Consider the following 18,506-nt stretch of genomic DNA (forward strand, 5'->3'; position numbering starts at 1 on the left):
GTCAGTCCTCCAGTGCGGCGAGGCCGGGGAGCGTCTTGCCCTCGAGGTATTCGAGGGAGGCGCCGCCACCGGTCGAGATGTGGCCGAATGCGTTCTCGTCGAAGCCCAGGATGCGTACGGCCGCGGCGGAGTCGCCACCGCCGACGACCGTGAAGGCCTCCGAGTCGAGGAGTGCCTGGGCGACGGCCTTGGTGCCCTCGGCGAAGTCGGGGTGCTCGAAGACGCCCATGGGGCCGTTCCAGAAGACGGTGGCGGCGTCGGCGATCTTCGAGGCGTACAGCTTGCGGGAGTCCGGACCGATGTCCAGGCCCATCTGGTCGGTCGGCATGGCGTCCGCGGCGACCGCGGTGGCGTCGGCCGGAGCCTTGCTCTTCAGGTCCGGGAACGCGGGCGCGACGACGGCGTCGACGGGGAGGACCAGCTCCACACCGGTCTTCTCCGCGCGCTCCAGGTACTCGGTGACCGCGGCGAGCTGGTCCTCCTGGAGCAGGGAGCCGCCGATCTCGTGGCCCTTGGCCTTGAGGAAGGTGTACGCCATGCCGCCGCCGATGAGGATGCGGTCGGCCTTGCCGAGCAGCTGGTCGATGACGGCAAGCTTGTCGGAGACCTTGGCGCCGCCGAGCGCGACGACGTAGGGGCGCTGGACGTCGTCGGTGAGCTTCTTCAGGACGCCGACCTCGGTGGCGATCAGGTACCCGGCGTAGTGCGGCAGCCGGGCCGGCAGGTCGAAGACCGAGGCGTGCTTGCGGTGGACCGCACCGAAGCCGTCACCGACGTAGACGTCCGCGAGGGCGGCGAGCTGGTCGGCGAAGGCAGCGCGCTCGGCGTCGTCCTTGGACGTCTCGCCGGCGTTGAAGCGGAGGTTCTCGACCACGGCGACCTGGCCGTCGGTCAGGCCCGCGACCGTGGCTGTGGCGGACTCGCCGACCGTGTCCGTCGCGAACGCCACGTCGGCGCCGAGGAGTTCACCGAGGCGGGCGGCGGCCGGGGCGAGGGAGAAGGCCGGGTCCGGGGCACCCTTGGGGCGGCCCAGGTGGGAGGCGACGACGACGCGCGCGCCCGCCTCGGCCAGCGCCTTCACGGTGGGCAGGACGGCGCGGATGCGGCCGTCGTCGGTGATGCGCGTGCCGTCCAGCGGCACGTTGAGGTCGGCGCGGACGAAGACCCGCTTGCCGGCGACTCCGTCGGCGAGGAGTTCGTCGATCGTCTTCATGTGAAGGGGCTCCCGAAGAGGACGTGTGGTGCTCGTGAACGTAGGAGGGGCGCTTTCGTACGTGCGTCAGGGCCCGGGCGGCGCGTCGCTGCGCCGCCCGAGCCCTGCCGTCACATCCAGGTGCCTGCTCTGTGGATCAGAGCTGGTTGCCGACGAAGACCGTCAGGTCGACGAGGCGGTTGGAGTAGCCCCACTCGTTGTCGTACCAGCCGAGGATCTTCACCGAGTTGCCCTCCTGGACCATGGTCAGGGAGGAGTCGAAGGTGCAGGAGGCCGGGTCGCTGACGATGTCAGAGGAGACGATCGCGTCCTCGGTGTAGGCCAGGTAGCCCGCGAGGTCGCCGTCCTCGGAGGCCTTCTTGAACGCGGCGTTGACCTCGTCCTTGGTGACCTCGCGCTGGAGCGTCACGACCAGGTCGGTGGCCGATCCGGTCGGGACCGGGACGCGCATCGCGATGCCGTCGAGCTTGCCCTTGAGCTGCGGGAGGACCAGCGCGGTGGCCTTCGCGGCGCCCGTGGTGGTCGGGATGATGTTCTCGGCGGCGGCGCGGGCGCGACGCAGGTCCGAGTGCGGGAAGTCCAGGATGCGCTGGTCGTTGGTGTAGGCGTGGACCGTCGTCATCAGACCCTTGACGATGCCGAAGTTCTCGTCGAGGACCTTGGCCATCGGTGCCACACAGTTGGTGGTGCAGGACGCGTTGGAGATGACGTGGTGGTTCGCCGGGTCGTACTTGTCCTGGTTGACACCCATCACGATGGTGATGTCCTCGTCCTTGGCCGGAGCCGAGATGAGGACCTTCTTGGCGCCGCCGGCGAGGTGCTTCTCGGCGTCGGCCTTCTTCGTGAAGATGCCGGTGGACTCGATGACGATGTCCACGCCCAGCTCGCCCCACGGGATGTCGGCGGGGTTGCGCTCGGAGAGGACCTTGATGGTGTGGCCGTCCACAGTGATCGTGTCGGCGGTGTTCGACACCTCGGCCTTGAGACGGCCCAGAATGGTGTCGTACTTCAGCAGGTGAGCGGTGGTCGCGGTGTCACCCAGGTCGTTGACAGCCACGATCTCGATGTCTGCACCCTGCTCCAGCAGCGCGCGGAAGTAGTTACGACCGATGCGGCCAAAGCCGTTGATGCCTACGCGGATCGTCACGAACCGATCTCCTCGTTGGTACGCCGGCTCAGTGCCGGCGAGCTGTATGGGATGTCCCCGACCGCCTACGACCCTACCTCCCCAGGGGCCGTCGAGTGACATCGAGATGCCCTATACATGCCGGTGCGGTCCGTACTCGCCAGTAGGGGCACGGACCGCCCGGGTTTTACAAGCTGATTACCTTTTGAGCGGCCCTCCGATCATCTGATTTCAGACGTCCGGAGGGCCGCTCACCAGCCTCTTGTCAGCCGGTCGGCGCAGTCGGCGCTCAGTTCCTCAGCGCCGCCAGCGCCTTGCCCAGCAGTGCCTTGCGGTCTGCCGCCGAGGGGACCTGCTCCAGGCCGAAGCCCAGCAGCACGGTGTCGTCCGTGGTGACCGCTCCGTACGTCTTGAACAGTTCACCCGACAGGCCCCAGTCCTTCACGACCGCCGGGCTGCCCGCGGGCGGGCCGGCGACGCTCCAGGCACCGAGCGACGTCTCGAATCCGTCGACCGTGCCGGGCGTGCCGCCGATGACGAGGCCGGCGTTGTCGGCGAGGACGCCGCGACCGCCGCTGCCGGGGTCGGTGATGTAGCTGAGCGACACCTCGACCTTCTTCCCGGCGTACGCGGACAGATCGAACTCGACCTTCTGCCAGCCGTCGGAGGCCCCGGTGAAGCTGTTCCAGGCACCGCTGGTGCCGGTCGGCACACAGCCCCCGGCGCCCAGGGTCAGGTACCGCTTCAAGGCCGGGTGGCCCTGGATGAAGTACCCGGCCTCGCACTCGACGGGCACGGCGGCGGAGGTGGCGCCACTCGTCTCCGGCAGCGTCGTCCAGTCGTCCGCCCCGGCCGTGTGCGCCTCCAGGACCGCGTGGTCGTAACCCTCCTCGGTGTTCCACAGCATCTGGGTGCGCAGCGTCGGCTTGTCGGCCGCGCTCACCGAGGTGAGGTCGATCGTGCGGGTCAGACGGTTCCAGGCGTAGTCGCTGTGCGTGACGGCCGCCATGGACGCGCCCTCGTACGGACCGTAGGGGTTGACGGTGCCGGGGTACTGGCCCGCGCCGGCGCTCGCGAACTGCGGGTACGTCTCCACCGGCAGGGCGTCCGACGTGATGCCGAACGATCCGGCGGTGTTCAGCGGGTTGCCGGGCGCGTCGCCGAGCGTTCCCGTGAAGCCGTCGAGCCGGGCGAGGCCCGCGAAGGCCTTGGCGTCGGGCAGGGACGTACGGCTGTAGGCGCCCAGGTAGTACTGGCTGAAGTCGTTCGACAGGGTGCCGTCGCCAAGATCGACGGCGCCGCCGGCGCTCTCGCCGGACTCGATCAGCTTGCCGCCCTCGTTGAGGTAGGCGCGCAGCTCGAGCTGGGTGGCGACGCCCGGCCGGACGGCGCCCGTGTAGTGCACGACCTGCTTGAAGTGCTTCAGTACGGCGAGCGCGTCGGGTGCGCCCTGGGTCGCGACATCCCAGACGAGCGCCTTCTTGCCGTTGGCCTTCAGCGCGTCGACATAGGTCTGCGCCTGGGTCGCGGTCGCGCCCTCCTCGGCGACCACCAGGGTGTCGGCCTTGGGCCGCTCGGCGATCGTGTAGGTGAAGCGCTCGCTGCGGGTGGGCTTGCCGCTCTTCGTCTCGCCGGTGAACCAGACCTCGACCTTGTCGCCCGGTTCGCCGTCCTGGACCTTGGCCCGGTACTCGTCGAACCAGAGGTTGTCCTCACCGCCGAACGTCTCGCCGCCCTTCCAGGGCTTGAGCGTCTGGTCGTAGGTGGGGCCCCGGCCGTTGATCCGGTACCTCAGCTCCTTGTCCCGCACGGACTTGCGGGCGACGACGGAGATCGTCTGGTCGGCGCCGCGCGAGTACGACGTGGTGAAGTCGGCCGGGGTGAAGTCGGGGGCGTCGACGCCGACCGAGGACTTCGGCTGGTCCGGCCTGACGGCGGACTCGGCGACGGAGAGCGCGAACGGGATGTTCTTCTCGAACTCCTGCTTGATCAGCTTCTCGTCGTCCGGGAAGGTGAAGACGGAGGCGCAGTCCTCGGGCTTCCACGCGTCGTCCGGGTCGATGGCGGACACGGTCTGGCAGGTCGACATCTCGGGGGTGAACATCGCCGTGCCGTTGACGTTGGCCGCGTGGCCGTCCGCCTCACCGTTGGTGGTGTACAGCTCGGAGGAGAGCTGGGGGTGGTAGCCGGGGATCGCGGGGTTCTCCGGCGTACCGGCCAGGGACTTGTAGAGCACGTCGTCCGGGCTGGGGCTGGCCACCTGCCAGCCGACCCCGTAGAGGATGAGTTCGGCGGCCGAGTGGTAGTTGATGCCGTACTCGAAGCCGATGCGCTTCTCGAAGGCGTCCAGGGCCTTGGTCTCGGGCTCCGAGTTGGGGCCGCCGCCGCGATAGGTCTCGCTGGTGGGGTAGGGGGACGAGCCCTCGTCGTCGTAGCCCCACTTGTAGGCGAAGTTGCGGTTGAGGTCGACGCCGTCGCCGACCGTGATCACCTTGTCGCCGTTGACGTCCCGCAGGTTCTTGCGCCACTGGCGGTTGGCGTCGGCCTGGTGGGTGAAGTCATAGCCGTCCGGGTTGGCGGAGATCACGAACCACAGCTCGGTGGTGTCGATGATCTTCTTGATCCGCTTGTCCGTCTTGTAGTTGTCCAGGTAGTGGTGCATCAGGCGCCGGGTCATCTCCGGCGTGATCCACTCACGCGCGTGCTGGTTGGACATGTACAGGACGGAGGGCTTGGCGCCGTCCTTGGTCTTCTTCGCGTTCTTGGTCAGCTTGAGCGCGAGGATGTCCTGCCCCTGGAGGGACTTCCCGATGGAGACCACCTTGGTCAGCGACGGGTTCTCCTGGCCCGTACGGAGGATCTCCTCCTTGAGGTTGCCCGCGCCGCTGTACGGGCGGTAGACCCCGTCACCGGCGGCGGCCACACGGGCCTCCGCCTTGCTGGTGAGCCTGTGCTCCTTGAGCTCGACGCCCTGCTTCTCCAGGGCGTCCGCCTGCTTGTCGGTGAGGTAGACCTCGACCGACGCGGTGCCCTTCTCCGGCGCCTGCTCGCTGAGTTCGTGCCCGTCCTGCCCGGCCGCGAGCAACAGGGGCACCTGCTTCTTCGTCACCTCGGCGCGGAACACCTTGACTTCGTCCGCGTCGGAACCCTCGTTCTCGGCCGCTTGGGCGAACGGCGCCAGTCCCGCGCCTCCGCCCAGCAGGAGCGCGCCCGCGGCGAGGATCGATCTCGCTCTTCGTCTCATGAGCCCCCCTTGCAGTGGTTCGCCACTGTGGTGAACAGACGCCAGGCTCATGTCAGACATGAGCCACGTCAAGGGGGCCGCACAGGCCATACACGGAATTCACGCAGAAATACGAAAGCCGGTGCCGACACCCCAAGTAGGCATCGACACCCGCTGGTTGAGCTGTCCTGGCGCTCTGTCAGCCCACCAGGTTCTCGGCCATCTCCTCGGTGATGCTGGCCTCGGTGCCGGGGATGCCGAGGTCCGAGGCACGCTTGTCGGCCATGGCCAGCAGCCGACGGATACGGCCCGCGACGGCGTCCTTGGTGAGCGGCGGGTCGGCGAGTGCGCCCAGCTCCTCCAGGGATGCCTGCTTGTGCTCCATGCGCAGCCGTCCGGCGGCGGCGAGGTGCTCGGGAACGTCGTCGCCGAGGATCTCCAGGGCGCGGCCCACCCGGGCGCCGGCGGCGACGGCGGCACGGGCCGAACGGCGCAGGTTGGCGTCGTCAAAGTTGGCGAGCCGGTTGGCCGTGGCGCGGACCTCGCGGCGCATCCTCCGCTCCTCCCACGCCAGCACCGACTCATGGGCGCCGAGACGGGTCAGGAGCGCGCCGATGGCGTCCCCGTCCCGTACGACGACCCGGTCGACGCCCCGGACCTCGCGGGCCTTCGCCCCGATCGACAGCCGGCGGGCGGCGCCGACGAGGGCGAGTGCCGCCTCCGGGCCCGGGCAGGTCACCTCCAGGGAGGACGAGCGGCCGGGCTCGGTGAGCGAGCCATGGGCCAGGAACGCGCCGCGCCAGGCCGCCTCGGCGTCGCAGGTGGCCCCGGAGACGACCTGCGGGGGCAGGCCCCGGATGGGTCGGCCGCGGCCGTCCACCAGGCCCGTCTGCCGGGCGAGCTGGTCACCGCCCGCGACCACACGGACGACGTACCGGGAGCCGCGGCGCAGTCCGCCGGGGGCCATCACGATCAGTTCGGAGCTGTGGCCGAAGATCTCCAGGATGTCCCGCTTGAGGCGGCGGGCCGCCATCGCGGTGTCCAGCTCCGCCTCGATCACGATGCGGCCGCTCACCAGGTGCAGCCCGCCCGCGAACCGCAGGATCGCCGAGACCTCCGCCTTTCTGCAGCAGGTCCGGGTGACGGGTAGCCGGGAGATCTCGTCCTTCACCGCTGCCGTCATCGCCATGGGCCGATCCTTCCATGCATCCGAAAAATACGGTCGTACGCGGCGGCCAACAGCTCCGGATCGTGCCGTGGAGATCCATCGGTCCGGGCCACGGGCGCCAGCTCGACCGCGGCACCGAACCGTTTGGCGGCGTCGGTCAGGGAATCGCGGTCGGGCACGGCGGCCTCGTCGGCCAGCACCACGTCCAGGGCGAGTTTAGGGGCGTGTCGTGCCAAAACCTCCAAATGACGCTGCGGGGAGAAGCCATCGGTTTCTCCGGGCTGCGGAGCGAGGTTCAGCGAGAGCACGAGCCGGGCCTTGGTCTCGGTGAGGGCGTCGAGCAGCTCGGGCACGAGCAGGTGCGGGATCACCGAGGAGAACCAGGAGCCGGGACCGAGGACCACCCAGTCGGCGTCGCGGACCGCCGCCACGGCCTCGGGCACGGCGGGCGGGTCGTGCGGTACGACGTGCACGGACTGCACCTCGCCGGGGGTGAGGGCGACGGTCGCCTGCCCCCGGACGGTGTCGACGTCGTCCGGACGCGCCGGGTCGTGCCCCTTGACCAAGGCCTGGAGTTCCAGCGGTACGGCCGACATGGGCAGCACCCGGCCCTGGGCGCCGAGGAGCCTGCCGACCAGGTCAAGGGCCTGGACATGGTCGCCGAGCTGCTCCCACAGGGCGACGATCAGCAGGTTGCCGACCGCGTGCTCGTGCAGCTCGCCCTGGGACTGGAAGCGGTGCTGGATGACCCGGGCCCAGGTCTGGCCCCAGTCGTCGTCGCCGCACAGCGCGGCCAGCGCCTTGCGCAGGTCGCCGGGCGGCAGCACGCCCAGCTCGTCACGGAGGCGCCCGCTGGAGCCTCCGTCGTCGGCCACGGTGACGACGGCGGTGAGGTCGCCGGTGATCCGACGGAGGGCGGCGAGCGAGGCGGACAGGCCCATGCCGCCGCCGAGCGCGACGACCTTGGGCTGGGCGCCCCGTCGGCGCGGCCTGGCCCCGCGGGCCTCGGCGGGCCGGGCGGCGCCACCCTCGGGGGTGCCCCGGCGCAGCCTGCCCAGCCGCAGCGCGGTACGTCCGGTCACTCGCGCCCCATGTCCCGGTGCACGACCACGGTCTCGACGCCCTGGGACGCGAGGCGGGCGGCGAGCTTCTCGGAGGTGGCGACCGAGCGGTGCTTGCCGCCGGTGCAGCCGACCGCGATGGTCACGTACCGCTTGCCCTCGCGGCGGTAGCCGGCGGCGATCATCTGGAGCAGCTCGGTGTAGCGGTCGAGGAACTCCTTGGCGCCGGGCTGGTTGAAGACGTACGCGGAGACCTCCTCGTTGAGGCCGGTGTACGGGCGCAGCTCGGGGACCCAGTGCGGGTTGGGCAGGAAGCGCATGTCCACGACCAGGTCGGCGTCGACCGGGAGGCCGTACTTGAAGCCGAAGGACATGACGGTGGCCCGGAGCTCGGGCTCCTCCTCACCGGCGAACTGGGCGTCCATCTTGGCGCGCAGCTCGTGCACGTTCAGGCTGGAGGTGTCGATCACCAGGTCGGCGTCGCCGCGCAGCTCGCGCAGCAGTTGGCGCTCGGCGGCGATGCCGTCGGTGATGCGGCCGTCGCCCTGGAGGGGGTGCGGGCGGCGCACGGACTCGAAGCGGCGCACGAGGGCGTCGTCGGAGGACTCCAGGAAGACGATCCGCCGGGTGACGTTCTTCGTCTCCAGGTCGGCGAGGGAGTCGCGCAGGTTGTCGAAGAAGCGGCGGCCTCGGACGTCGACGACGACCGCGATCCGCGCCACGTTCCCCTGGGAGCGGGCGCCGAGCTCCACCATGGTGGGGATCAGCGCGGGCGGCAGGTTGTCGACGACGAACCAGCCGAGGTCTTCCAGACACTTGGCGGCCGTGGACCGTCCGGCGCCGGACATACCGGAGATGATGACCAGCTCGGGGATGGCCGCCTCGGGGACCCCGGCTGTTTCGATGCCCGTACTCACGTGTGCTCCGTCTTCCTGTGGCGCTGGGTGCTGTGAGGCATGCTCGCCCGCCGCGCTGTGGGCCGCCCCGCGCTCCGTTGTGTGCTCGTGGTGCTGTTCTTCCGGACGCTCTGAGCGCTCCGTGGGTGCTGAGCGCTCCGTGGGTGCTGAGCGCTCGTCGTACTCGGTCATGTCTCCTGCCCTCGCCGCCGGTCCGGGGGGGCCCGCGGCCACGGGCTCCCCAGAGGGGTCCGCGGTCGTACCGGGCTCCTCTTCCTCCATGATCTCCCCAGTGGCCGTGTTCACGGCGGGTGCGGCCGGAGCCGCCCGGGCGAGGGCCCCGGCGATGGTCTCGGCCGTCTTGCGTCCTATACCGGGGACCTCGCAGATCTGGTCGATCGTCGCGGCACGGAGCTTCTTCAGTGAGCCGAAGTGCTTGAGCAGCGCCTGCTTGCGGGTGTCGCCGAGTCCGGGCACGTCGTCCAGGGGGCTCGCCCGGAACCTCTTGGACCGCTTGGTGCGCTGGTAGGTGATGGCGAAGCGGTGGGCCTCGTCCCGGACACGCTGGAGCAGGTACAGGCCCTCGCTGGTGCGGGGCAGGATCACCGGGTCGTCCTCGCCGGGGACCCAGACCTCCTCCAGGCGCTTGGCGAGGCCGCACACGGCGATGTCGTCGATGCCCAGCTCGTCCAGGGCCCGCCGCGCGGCGGCCACCTGGGGCTGCCCGCCGTCGACGACGACGAGCTGGGGCGGGTAGGCGAAGCGCTTGGGGCGGCCGTCGTCGTCCTTGAGGCCGTTCGCCGCGGGGCCGCCGAGGCCGTCCCCGGGGCTCTCCGCCCCGTCGGAGTCGTCCGGCCACTCGCCGGTCTTCTCCTTCTCGGCGAGGTAGCGGCGGAAGCGGCGAGCGATCACCTCGTGCATGGACCGGACGTCGTCCTGCCCCTCGCCGTGCCAGACCTGCGTGTCCCCGACCCGCCCCTTGATCTGGAAGCGCCGGTACTCGCTCTTGCGTGCGAGCCCGTCCTCGAAGACGACCATCGACGCCACCACGTCGTCGCCCTGGAGGTGGGAGATGTCGTAGCACTCGATCCGCAGCGGCGCGCTGTCCAGGTCGAGGGCCTCGGCGATCTCCTCCAGGGCGCGGGAGCGGGTGGTGAGGTCGGAGGCGCGCTTGGTCTTGTGCAGGACGAGCGACTGCTGGGCGTTGCGCGCGACGGTCTCCATGAGCGCCTTCTTGTCGCCGCGCTGCGGGATGCGCAACGACACGCCGGAGCCGCGGCGCTCGGTCAGCCACTGCTGCACGGGATCCACGGGGTCGGGCAGGGCGGGAACCAGCACCTCCTTGGGCACCGAGTCCCCGGTCTCCTCCCCGTACAGCTGCTGGAGGGCGTGTTCGACGAGGTCACCGGTGGTGACGGCCTCGACCTTGTCGGTGACCCACCCGCGCTGGCCACGTACGCGTCCGCCGCGGACGTGGAAGATCTGGACGGCCGCCTCCAGCTCGTCCTCGGCGACCGCGATCAGGTCGGCGTCGGTCGCGTCGGCGAGGACGACCGCGTTCTTCTCCATGGCCTTCTTCAGGGCCTCGATGTCGTCACGCAGGCGGGCGGCCCGCTCGTACTCCATCTCCTCGGCCGCGTCCGTCATCTGCTTCTCGAGGCGGCGGAGGTACGTGCCCGTCCGCCCGGCCATGAAGTCGCTGAACTCCTCGGCCAGTTCGCGGTGGTCCTCGGCGGAGATCCGCTCGACGCAGGGGGCCGCGCACTTGCCGATGTAGCCGAGCAGACAGGGCCGGCCCGTGCGGGCCGCGTTCTTGAACACCCCGGCCGAGCAGGTGCGCACGGGAAAGACCCGCAGCAGCAGGTCGACCGTGTCCCGGATCGCCCACGCGTGCGCGTACGGCCCGAAGTACCTCACGCCCTTCTTCTTGTGACCGCGCATCACCTGCACGCGCGGGTACTGCTCGTTCATCGTGACCGCGAGGTACGGATAGCTCTTGTCGTCGCGGTACTTGACGTTGAACCGGGGGTCGAACTCCTTGATCCAGGAGTACTCCAGCTGAAGCGCCTCGACCTCCGTGGACACCACCGTCCACTCCACGGAGGCGGCCGTGGTGACCATGGAGCGGGTGCGCGGGTGGAGGCCCGCCAGGTCCTGGAAGTAGTTCGCCAGGCGCTGGCGCAGGCTCTTCGCCTTCCCGACGTAGATCACCCGGCGGTGCTCGTCACGGAACTTGTACACCCCGGGGGAGTCCGGGATCTGCCCCGGACTGGGGCGGTAGCTGGAGGGATCGGCCATGCTCCACACCCTACTGGCGCCCGCTGACATCACGGGGGCCGGCAGACCCCCGTGCGGAGCGCGGTCTAACGCGTCTCCAGAAACGTCAGAACCGCGAGCACCCTCCGGTGATCATCCGGCTCCTCGGGCAACCGCAGCTTCCCCAGAATACTGCGCACATGCTTTTCGACGGTCCCTTCGGTCACCCACAGCCGCCTCCCGATCCCCGCGTTGGAGCGCCCTTCGGCCATGAGGCCGAGGACCTCACGCTCCCTGTTGCTCAGCATGGACAAGGGGTCGTCGCGTCGCTGCGCGGCGACCAGCTCCCGCACCAGCGACGGGTCGACCACGGACCCGCCCCGCCGGATGCGGTCGAGGGTCTCCAGGAACTCGTCCACGACCGTGATGCGGCTCTTGAGCAGGTAGCCGATGCTGCGCCCACCGGCCAGCAGCTCCAACGCGTCCTCGACCTCGACGAACGCCGAGAGCACCAGGATCCCGACCGACGGATACCGCTCCCGGATGGCGCCGGCCGCCTTCAGCCCCTCGGTGGACTGCGTCGGTGGCATGCGGATGTCGACGATGGCGATGTCCGGCAGCTCGTTCTCCACGAGGTCCATGAGCCCGGCGGCGTCGCCGGCCTGCCCCACCACCTCGTAGCCGACGCGCTCGCAGAGGCTCGCCAGCCCCTCCCGCAGAAGCACGTCGTCGTCCGCGAGCACCACTCGCCCGCGCACCGGATGCTGATCGGCCTCCATGGTCTCGGTCTCCCCCTTGCCCGACCTGTCCCGTTTGTTCCAACAGCCTGCCTGAACACGGGTCTTACGGCTAGCAGGAAGCCTAGTTGGGGGCGGGCCAGGAAGACACCTGAACGTGCACGCGCCATGCTCGAAAGTGCAGCGCGGGTCGACCGGCCGCCTCGGACGAGGACGGTGGGCGTCCGCCTGCCCCGGAGCGGACGGCCGTCTCCGCCGTCCGACCCGACCGCCCGGAACGTACGTCCGTACCGAGTCCCGGACTCCCCCTTGAATCGGGCCTCACCGCGTACGCTTCGGGCGGTCGCGCACGACGCGTCGTTCCGGGCGGTCACGCGTACGGCAGGTCGTCCGCGGCCTCCTCCGGTGGCGTCACCGGCAGCCGCACCGTCAGCGTCGTACCGGCGCCCGGCGGGCTGGTCACGGTCAACCGGCCGCCGATCGCCTCCACCCGGTCGATGAGCCCGATCAGGCCCGACCCCTTGTCGGGTTCCGCTCCCCCGACACCGTCGTCGGCGATGACCAGCTCCAGGACGCCCGAACGTTCCTCGGCCGCCACCGTGACCACGCTCGCGCGCGCGTGCTTGACGGCGTTGGTGAGGCACTCGGAGGTGACGTAGTACGCGGCCACCTCGACCTGTTCCGGGAAGCGGGCGCCGGCCAAGCCGAGGTCGAGTTCCACGGGGACGGCGGCGCGGCGGGCCAGGGCGCGCAGGGCGGGGCCGAGGCCGCCTCGGGAGAGGACGGCGGGGTGGATGCCCCGGGCCACCCGGAGCAGGTCCTGGAAGACGCTGTCGAGGCCCTTGCCCAGGTGGTCGAGTTGCCGGGCGAGTTCCGAGGAGCGGTCCTCCACCAGGGTCTCCGTCATCCGCAGCTCCAGTTGGAGGGAGACCAGGCGCTGCTGGACACCGTCATGGAGATCTCGTTCGATACGGCGACGGGAGGCGTCCCCGGCGGCCACCACGCGCGCACGGGAGGCGGTGAGCTGGGCACGGCTGTCGGCGTTGGCGATCGCGGTGGCGATCAGTTCGGTGAAGTCGGCGAGCCGGGACTCGGTGCCGTCCGGCAGCGGATCCAGGAGCGAGGCCGCCACGACGACCCCCCACAGCCGGCCGTCGACGACGATGGGGGCGCCCACGGAGGTGCCCGATCGGGCGGCGGACCGGGTCCGGGCCACCTGGTCGATGGTCCTGCGGGCCCCCTCCCGGCGGATCATCCGGGCGGCCTCGGCGGTCGCGTCGGCCCGCGCGTGGGCGGCGCCGAGGACCGTGACGCCGCGGTCGGGTTCGTACCGCAGTACGGCGGCGGCCGTGTCCAGCAGCGCCCCGACCTCCTCCGCCACCGTCGTGAACACCTGGGCCGGCGGCACCCCGCGCGCGACCTCGGTGGCGACCCGGCGCAGCGCGGCCTGCTCCAGCGAGGCCCGGCGGCTCTCGGTGACGTCACGGGCGGCGGCGTAGACGAGGCCTTCCTCGGCGACCGGCCGGGCGCTCCACTGCAGCCAGCACTCGGTGCCGTCGGCGCGGATGTACCGGTTCACGAACTCGGCGACCTCGGCGCCGCTCGCCAGCAGCGCGAGAGCCTCGCGGGTGATGTCCCGGTCCTCCTCGTGGACGAAGTCGATGAGCGGCCGGGAGGTCAGCGTCTCGATCGGATAGCCCAGAGTGCGTTCGAAGGCCGGGTTGACCCGCTTGAAGTAGCCGTCGACGTCGCTGATGCAGAGCAGGTCCAGGGAGAGGTTGAAGATGCCCTCCAGCTCCCGTTCGGCCCTTCTGCGGCGGCCGTGGGCGGCGGCGAAGGAGGACATGGTGCCGTTCATGCCGCGCAGCAGCAGGGCCCAGGTGCCGTCGAAGGAGTCGACGTCGGCCCGGTGTTCGAGCCGGCCCGCGTCGATCGCCGTGTTCATGGCGCGGATCTCGCCGGCCAGCCGCTCGCTGGTCACCCGCAGCTCACGGAACGTGTCGGCGACGTCCCCGAGTTCGTCGCGTCCCGCGTAGCGGATGTCGTAGGAGAGGTCGCCGTCGGACAGGGCGCGGGCTCCCTCGGAGACCTGTCCGAGGGGGCGGGTGATCGATCGGCGCAGGGCCAGTGCGAGGAGGGTGACGAGGCCGAGGACGGCAAGGGAGACGGCCAGTTCGGTGAAGGCCTGGACGCGGGTGGCCCGCAGATCGCGGTGGGCGGTCACGTGGAGTTCGTCGGCGGCCCGCTCCTGGATGCCGCGCAGGGCGTCGACGTACTCCTCGGAGTCGGTGAGCCAGACCTGGTACGCGGGCCACTCGGCGGGCCGGTGCTCGGTGTCGGCGAGCAGGTCGCGGGCCTTGCGGACCCGGCGTCCGGGTTCCTGGAAGATCGCGGTGTGCAGTTCCGCCTCCAGGGCGTCGGAGGCGGTCTGCCTGAATGCCCTCAACTGGGCCTTCTCCAGTTCGGTCCAGCGGCCCGCGGTCGCGTGGACGTGTCCGTCGCCGGGCGTGTGGAACAGGATGGCGAGTTCCGCCCTTTCGCTCTCGGCGGCGGCGACGGCCCGGACCATCGCGATGTGGGCGTCGGCCGCGCGCCCCGAGGCCCGGGTGGGGCGCCCGGATTCGAGTGCGGCGACGACGTCGATCAGTTTGTTCTCGATGACCTCGTACTTCTGGGCCACGGCCCGGGCGTCCAGTGATCCCGTGCCCGTCTGTACCCGGAGGGCGTGCAGTTGGCGGCGTACGGCGTCGAGGACGCCGGCGACGTCGGGCACCGGCCGGCCGACGGATCCCCCGATGGCGCGCCGCAGTGCCTCGTCGGTGGTCCGTTGGGTTTCGGACCGCCCGCGCAGGGACCCCGGTTCGCCGCTCAGCCGGGCCTCGACCGCGGCGATCCGCTCGCGCGCGACGGCCTCCGCGACCTCGCTGGTGGCGAAGGACACCTCGACCGCGTTGTCGAAGTCGCGCAGGGTCCGCGCCTCCTCCCACTGGGTCACGGCGGCGAGGGCCGTGACGGCCAGCAGGACGGTGACCGGCAGCAGGACCAGCAGCATGAGCTTGGGGCCGACGCGCAACCGGGCCAGGAAGGGCACGGTCCCCGCGGTCGCGGCCCGTCCGGGGACGCGCGCCTCGGTAGCCCGTGGGGCGGGGAGTCGTCCGACTCGCGCCGCGGTGGGCGGTGGGGCGGGGAGTCGTCTGCGGGACGAGGGGCGGAGCACGGCCGGTCCTCAGGGTCCCGTCGGCGGGTAGTGGCTGTGGTCCGCGAGGTCCTTGTCGACGGTACGCACCGCCTCGTCCAGGGCGGGCCGCACGGGCGCACCGCGCATGATCTCGGCGAACGCCTCGGCGAAGGCCTCGGTGATCGCCGGGTAGGCGGGGGTCTGCGGCCGGGGGCGGGCGGTCCCGTCGCGCAGTTGGTCTATGTAGAGGCGCGCCGGGCCGCCCTCGGCGAACGCCGCGGTGCGTTCGATCGCGGTGCCGGTCGCGGGTATCGCGCCGTTGACGTCCGTCATGCGCAGAATCTCGTCGGGGCGCAGCAGGAAGGCAAGGAAGCGCCAGACGGCGTCCCCGTCGGCCGTGCCCGCGGGGATGCCCCATTGCCAGGACCCCATCCCGGTGACGGAGCCGGTGCCGAAGTCGGGCAGCGGCACCAGCGCGATGTCGCCCGGGTGGGCCTCGGTGTAGCGCCCGTACCACCAGTGGCCGGTCCAGGACACGGGGCTCCTGCCCTTCTGGAAGGCCCCGGAGTCCTTGTTCGCGTCCACGTATCCCGCCTTCGCCCAGCCCTGCAGCGTCGTCAGCGCCTCGACCGACCGCGGCCCGTTGAGCACTCCCTCGGCCGTTCGATAGGTGGAGCGTTCGATCAGGTCGCCGCCCGCCGACCACACCGCCGGCGCGAACCCGTACGTTCCCCATTCGGTGCCGACCCACGGCAGGTGGAGATCCAGCGGGCTCTCATAGCCCAGCGTGCGCAGCTTCTTCAGGATGCCGGTGAACTCGTCGGCGGTCCAGGCGTCGCCGACGCCCTTCGGGATCCGGACGCCCGCCTTCTTGAGCACCGACGGCCGTACGTACAGGCCGAGTCCGGAGTCGAAGGTGCCGATGCCCCACAACCTGCCTCGGTAGGTGCCCTGTTCGAGGACCGAGGGGAGCAGGTCGGCGCGCAGCTCCTCGGGGACGCAGGAGTCGATCGGCCGGAGGTCGCCCGCCCAGGCGTGGCTGAACAGCTTCGGGGCGTCGAAGTCGAGCAGGTCGGGCAGTTCGCCGTCGGTCGCCGCCGTACGGACCAGGTCGTCGTACTCCCCCTCCGGCAGGCTGACGAGACGGACCTTCACCTCGTCCTGGGAGGTGTTGAACGCCTTCACCTGGGCCCGTACGGCGTCCAGTTCGCCGCGTGCCGCCGGTTCGTGGAACCACATCGTGATCTGCGCGGGCGTGTCGATACGCCCGTCACAGGTCGCGTCGGCGCCGCGTCGGGTGTTCTCGCCGCGGTCCCCGCCCACGTCGCAGCCCCCGAGCAGCAGGGCCATACACAGCGCGAGCGCCCCGACGCAACGGCGGGCGGGTACCGCGACGGAACGGTGGGCGGATACCGCGACGGAACGGTGGGCGGGTGTCCTCGCCCCGCTGGGCCGTCCGGGTGCCCCCGCGGTGCTTCGCCGTGGCCCGGCGGCGCGGGTCACGGACCGCTCTTCGGGTAACCGTCGTGGGCGGCGAGATCCTGGTCGATGGCCGCGACCGCCTCGTCCAGCGTCTTCTGGGCGGGCGCCCCGGAGAAGACGACGTCGGCGACGGCGTGCGAGAAGGCCACGGTGACCGACGGATACGCCGGCGTCTGCGGCCGGGGCCGGGCGACCCCGCTGCGCAACTGCTCGATGAACAGTCGCTCCGCGCCGTCCTCGTCGTACGACGGGGAGCGTTTCACGGCTCGCTCGGTCCCCGGGATGGCGCCGTTGGCCTCGCTCATCCTGACCACCTGCTCCGGCCGCAACAGGTACTCCAGGAACGCCCACACCGCGTCGCCGTCGGCGTCCCCGGAGGGCATGCCCCACTGCCAGGAACCCATGCCGGTGACCGGTCCCGTCCCGAAGTCGGGCAGCGGCACGATCGCCACATCGCCGGGATGGGCCTCGCTGAACTCGCCGTGCCTCCAGTGCCCCATCCAGGAGATGGGGCTGCGCCCCTTCAGGAACCCGCTCTTGTCCTTGCTCCGGTCGACGTATCCCTCGTCGACCCAGCTCTGCATGGTGGTGAGAGCTCCCACGGCCTCGGGGCCGTTGAGGTACCCGTCGGCCGTGCGGAACTCCTCGGGGTCGATGAGGTCGCCACCCGCGGACCACACGGCCGGGGCGAAGGCGTAGGTGTTCCACTCGTCGGCGAGCCTGGAGTCGGCGAAGTTGAGGTCCAGCGGGGTCTCGTAGCCCTCCGCGCGCAGGGTGCGCAGAATCTCCGTCAGCTCCTCGGCTGTCCAGGCGTCGTCGATACCCTTGGGGACGCGGACGCCCGCTTCCCTCAGCACCGACGGCCGTATGTACAGACCGAGTCCGGAATCGAACGTGCCGACGCCCCACAACCGCTTGTCGTACGTGCCCTGCGCCCGGACGGAGGGGAGCAGGTCGTCGCGGATCCTCTCGGGCACGCAGGAGTCGATCGGCTTGAGGGTGCCGGACCAGGCGTAGCTGTAGAGATTGGGGCCGTCGAAGTCGAGCAGGTCCGGCAGGTCGCCGCTGGCCGCCGCGGACAGGACGAGTTCGTTGTACGGGCGCTGCTCAGGCAGGGTGACCAGTTCGACCCGCACCTGCCGCTGGGCCTTGTTGAACTCCTTGACCTGGCTGCGCAGCGTGCTCTGCTCACCGCTCTGTCCCGCGTGGAACCACATCGTGATGTGGGCCGTGCCCTCGATCTTCCCGTCGCAGGTGGTGTCCCCCGCCGCCTTCTCCCCCTCGATCGACCGGCTGTCCTCGTCCCCGGCACTGCATCCGGCCAACAGCAGTGCGGTCGCCGCCAAACCCGACATCAGGGCATGGCGAACACGCCTTCTTCCGAGGTCCCGGCGCGGCATTCTCATGGCACACCCCCAACTCGACCGGACGACACGGCCCCCAGGGCAGCGACATGCTACTCCTGGTGTCGCGTTCGATTCCCTGGGTGAGAGGGAACCCTGGACCCGGCACGGGACTTCAGCACATTCCGGCTAACCGGAATCCGGCGGGGCCGACACTTTCCGGCTAGCCGGGATGTGTGTCCACGCCCGCCTCGGGAGGCTGTGACCATGTCCATGTGCTGTCTCATCGTCGATGACAGTGCCCGGTTCCTGGAGACTGCCCGCGCATTGCTGGAGCGCGACGGGATTCGCGTCGTCGGCGTGGCCTCCACGGGCACGGAGGCGCTGGCACGGGCCGTGGAGCTGGCCCCCGATCTCGTCCTGCTGGACATCGACCTCGACGGCGAGAGCGGACTGGACCTCGCACCGAAGCTCGCGCGCACCGCCTCGTCCGTCATCGTCCTCACCTCCACGCACCCGTTGGACGACATCCACGAACTCGTCGCCGCCAGTCCCGCCCGGGGCTTTCTGCACAAGTCGAAGCTCTCGGGACACGCGTTGCGGGAGCTCCTGGGGCCGGATCACGGGTCCTGGGCGCCTTGAGGGCCTCGAGGGCGATGTCCGGCCATGTCACACATCAGGTGTTGTCGGGACAGGGTCAACACGCTTCAATGCGGGGGAACTCGGGACAAGGAACGCCGTCGTACGCATGTGAAGACGGACGGCCGCCGAGTCCCCCCGAGCGCCCTACGGGCGCCCCCGTCGGCCCGCGCGGTCCGAGCAT

General features: G+C 70.7%; 11 protein-coding genes. 1 reads left to right on the forward strand and 10 read right to left on the reverse strand.

The genetic code is table 11. The annotated features are described in order from the left end of the window. Window position 1 precedes the first annotated feature (1 nt). The 10 genes from ACFY9I_RS25980 to ACFY9I_RS26025 all read right to left on the reverse strand — a co-directional run bounded on the left by ACFY9I_RS25980 (window position 2) and on the right by ACFY9I_RS26025 (window position 17,746). Entirely contained in the window at window positions 2–1,213 is a 1,212-nt protein-coding gene (locus ACFY9I_RS25980; protein ID WP_391005523.1) for a phosphoglycerate kinase, read from the reverse strand. A 136-nt stretch (window positions 1,214–1,349) separates the two neighbouring features. Beyond that, a complete protein-coding gene (gene gap, locus ACFY9I_RS25985; protein ID WP_391005525.1) occupies window positions 1,350–2,360 on the reverse strand; it encodes a type I glyceraldehyde-3-phosphate dehydrogenase in 1,011 nt (336 codons plus the stop codon). A gap of 268 nt (window positions 2,361–2,628) precedes the next feature. Beyond that, window positions 2,629–5,583 (reverse strand): M14 family zinc carboxypeptidase, encoded by a 2,955-nt coding sequence (locus ACFY9I_RS25990; protein WP_391005527.1) that lies wholly within the window; start codon window positions 5,581–5,583, stop codon window positions 2,629–2,631. A gap of 178 nt (window positions 5,584–5,761) precedes the next feature. Next, window positions 5,762–6,751: a DNA-binding protein WhiA gene (gene whiA / locus ACFY9I_RS25995; RefSeq protein ID WP_391005529.1), complete on the reverse strand. Its 990-nt coding sequence runs from the start codon at window positions 6,749–6,751 to the stop codon at window positions 5,762–5,764. Beyond that, window positions 6,742–7,812: a uridine diphosphate-N-acetylglucosamine-binding protein YvcK gene (yvcK, locus tag ACFY9I_RS26000; protein WP_391005531.1), complete on the reverse strand. Its 1,071-nt coding sequence runs from the start codon at window positions 7,810–7,812 to the stop codon at window positions 6,742–6,744. The genes whiA and yvcK overlap by 10 nt, the downstream gene beginning before the upstream one ends. Then, complete coding sequence (gene uvrC / locus ACFY9I_RS26005) at window positions 7,809–10,985, reverse strand: excinuclease ABC subunit UvrC (protein ID WP_391005533.1); 3,177 nt, start codon at window positions 10,983–10,985, stop codon at window positions 7,809–7,811. The genes yvcK and uvrC overlap by 4 nt, the downstream gene beginning before the upstream one ends. Before the next feature lie 65 nt (window positions 10,986–11,050). Then, the gene (locus ACFY9I_RS26010; RefSeq protein ID WP_391005535.1) at window positions 11,051–11,722 is read right to left on the reverse strand and encodes a response regulator; all 672 of its coding nucleotides are present in this window, start codon (window positions 11,720–11,722) and stop codon (window positions 11,051–11,053) included. Between the two features lie 328 nt (window positions 11,723–12,050). Further along, window positions 12,051–14,732, reverse strand: coding sequence for a PAS domain S-box protein (locus ACFY9I_RS26015; protein WP_391005626.1), 2,682 nt, complete (start codon window positions 14,730–14,732; stop codon window positions 12,051–12,053). A 174-nt stretch (window positions 14,733–14,906) separates the two neighbouring features. Beyond that, window positions 14,907–16,208, reverse strand: a complete 1,302-nt coding sequence (locus tag ACFY9I_RS26020; protein ID WP_391005536.1) for an extracellular solute-binding protein — start codon at window positions 16,206–16,208, stop codon at window positions 14,907–14,909. A 149-nt stretch (window positions 16,209–16,357) separates the two neighbouring features. Beyond that, window positions 16,358–17,746 carry an extracellular solute-binding protein gene (locus ACFY9I_RS26025; protein WP_391005538.1) on the reverse strand — a complete coding sequence of 463 codons (1,389 nt, stop codon included), beginning with the start codon at window positions 17,744–17,746 and terminating at the stop codon, window positions 16,358–16,360. Window positions 17,747–17,950: 204 nt separating this feature from the next. On the opposite strand from ACFY9I_RS26025, the gene ACFY9I_RS26030 reads away from it, so the two are divergent. After that, a complete protein-coding gene (locus ACFY9I_RS26030; protein WP_391005540.1) occupies window positions 17,951–18,325 on the forward strand; it encodes a response regulator in 375 nt (124 codons plus the stop codon). Window positions 18,326–18,506: the final 181 nt, after the last annotated feature.

The organism is Streptomyces sp. NPDC012510, from assembly GCF_042955065.1.
Taxonomy (GTDB): domain Bacteria; phylum Actinomycetota; class Actinomycetes; order Streptomycetales; family Streptomycetaceae; genus Streptomyces.

Coding starts and splice junctions, on each gene's coding strand:
- ACFY9I_RS25980 (WP_391005523.1), bottom strand. CDS start 1,213: ATGAAGACGATCGACGAACTCCTCGCCGACGGAGTCGCCGGCAAGCGG.
- ACFY9I_RS25990 (WP_391005527.1), bottom strand. CDS start 5,583: ATGAGACGAAGAGCGAGATCGATCCTCGCCGCGGGCGCGCTCCTGCTG.
- whiA (WP_391005529.1), bottom strand. CDS start 6,751: ATGGCGATGACGGCAGCGGTGAAGGACGAGATCTCCCGGCTACCCGTC.
- uvrC (WP_391005533.1), bottom strand. CDS start 10,985: ATGGCCGATCCCTCCAGCTACCGCCCCAGTCCGGGGCAGATCCCGGAC.
- ACFY9I_RS26010 (WP_391005535.1), bottom strand. CDS start 11,722: ATGGAGGCCGATCAGCATCCGGTGCGCGGGCGAGTGGTGCTCGCGGAC.
- ACFY9I_RS26015 (WP_391005626.1), bottom strand. CDS start 14,732: ATGCTGCTGGTCCTGCTGCCGGTCACCGTCCTGCTGGCCGTCACGGCC.
- ACFY9I_RS26020 (WP_391005536.1), bottom strand. CDS start 16,208: ATGGCCCTGCTGCTCGGGGGCTGCGACGTGGGCGGGGACCGCGGCGAG.
- ACFY9I_RS26025 (WP_391005538.1), bottom strand. CDS start 17,746: ATGAGAATGCCGCGCCGGGACCTCGGAAGAAGGCGTGTTCGCCATGCC.
- ACFY9I_RS26030 (WP_391005540.1), top strand. CDS start 17,951: ATGTCCATGTGCTGTCTCATCGTCGATGACAGTGCCCGGTTCCTGGAG.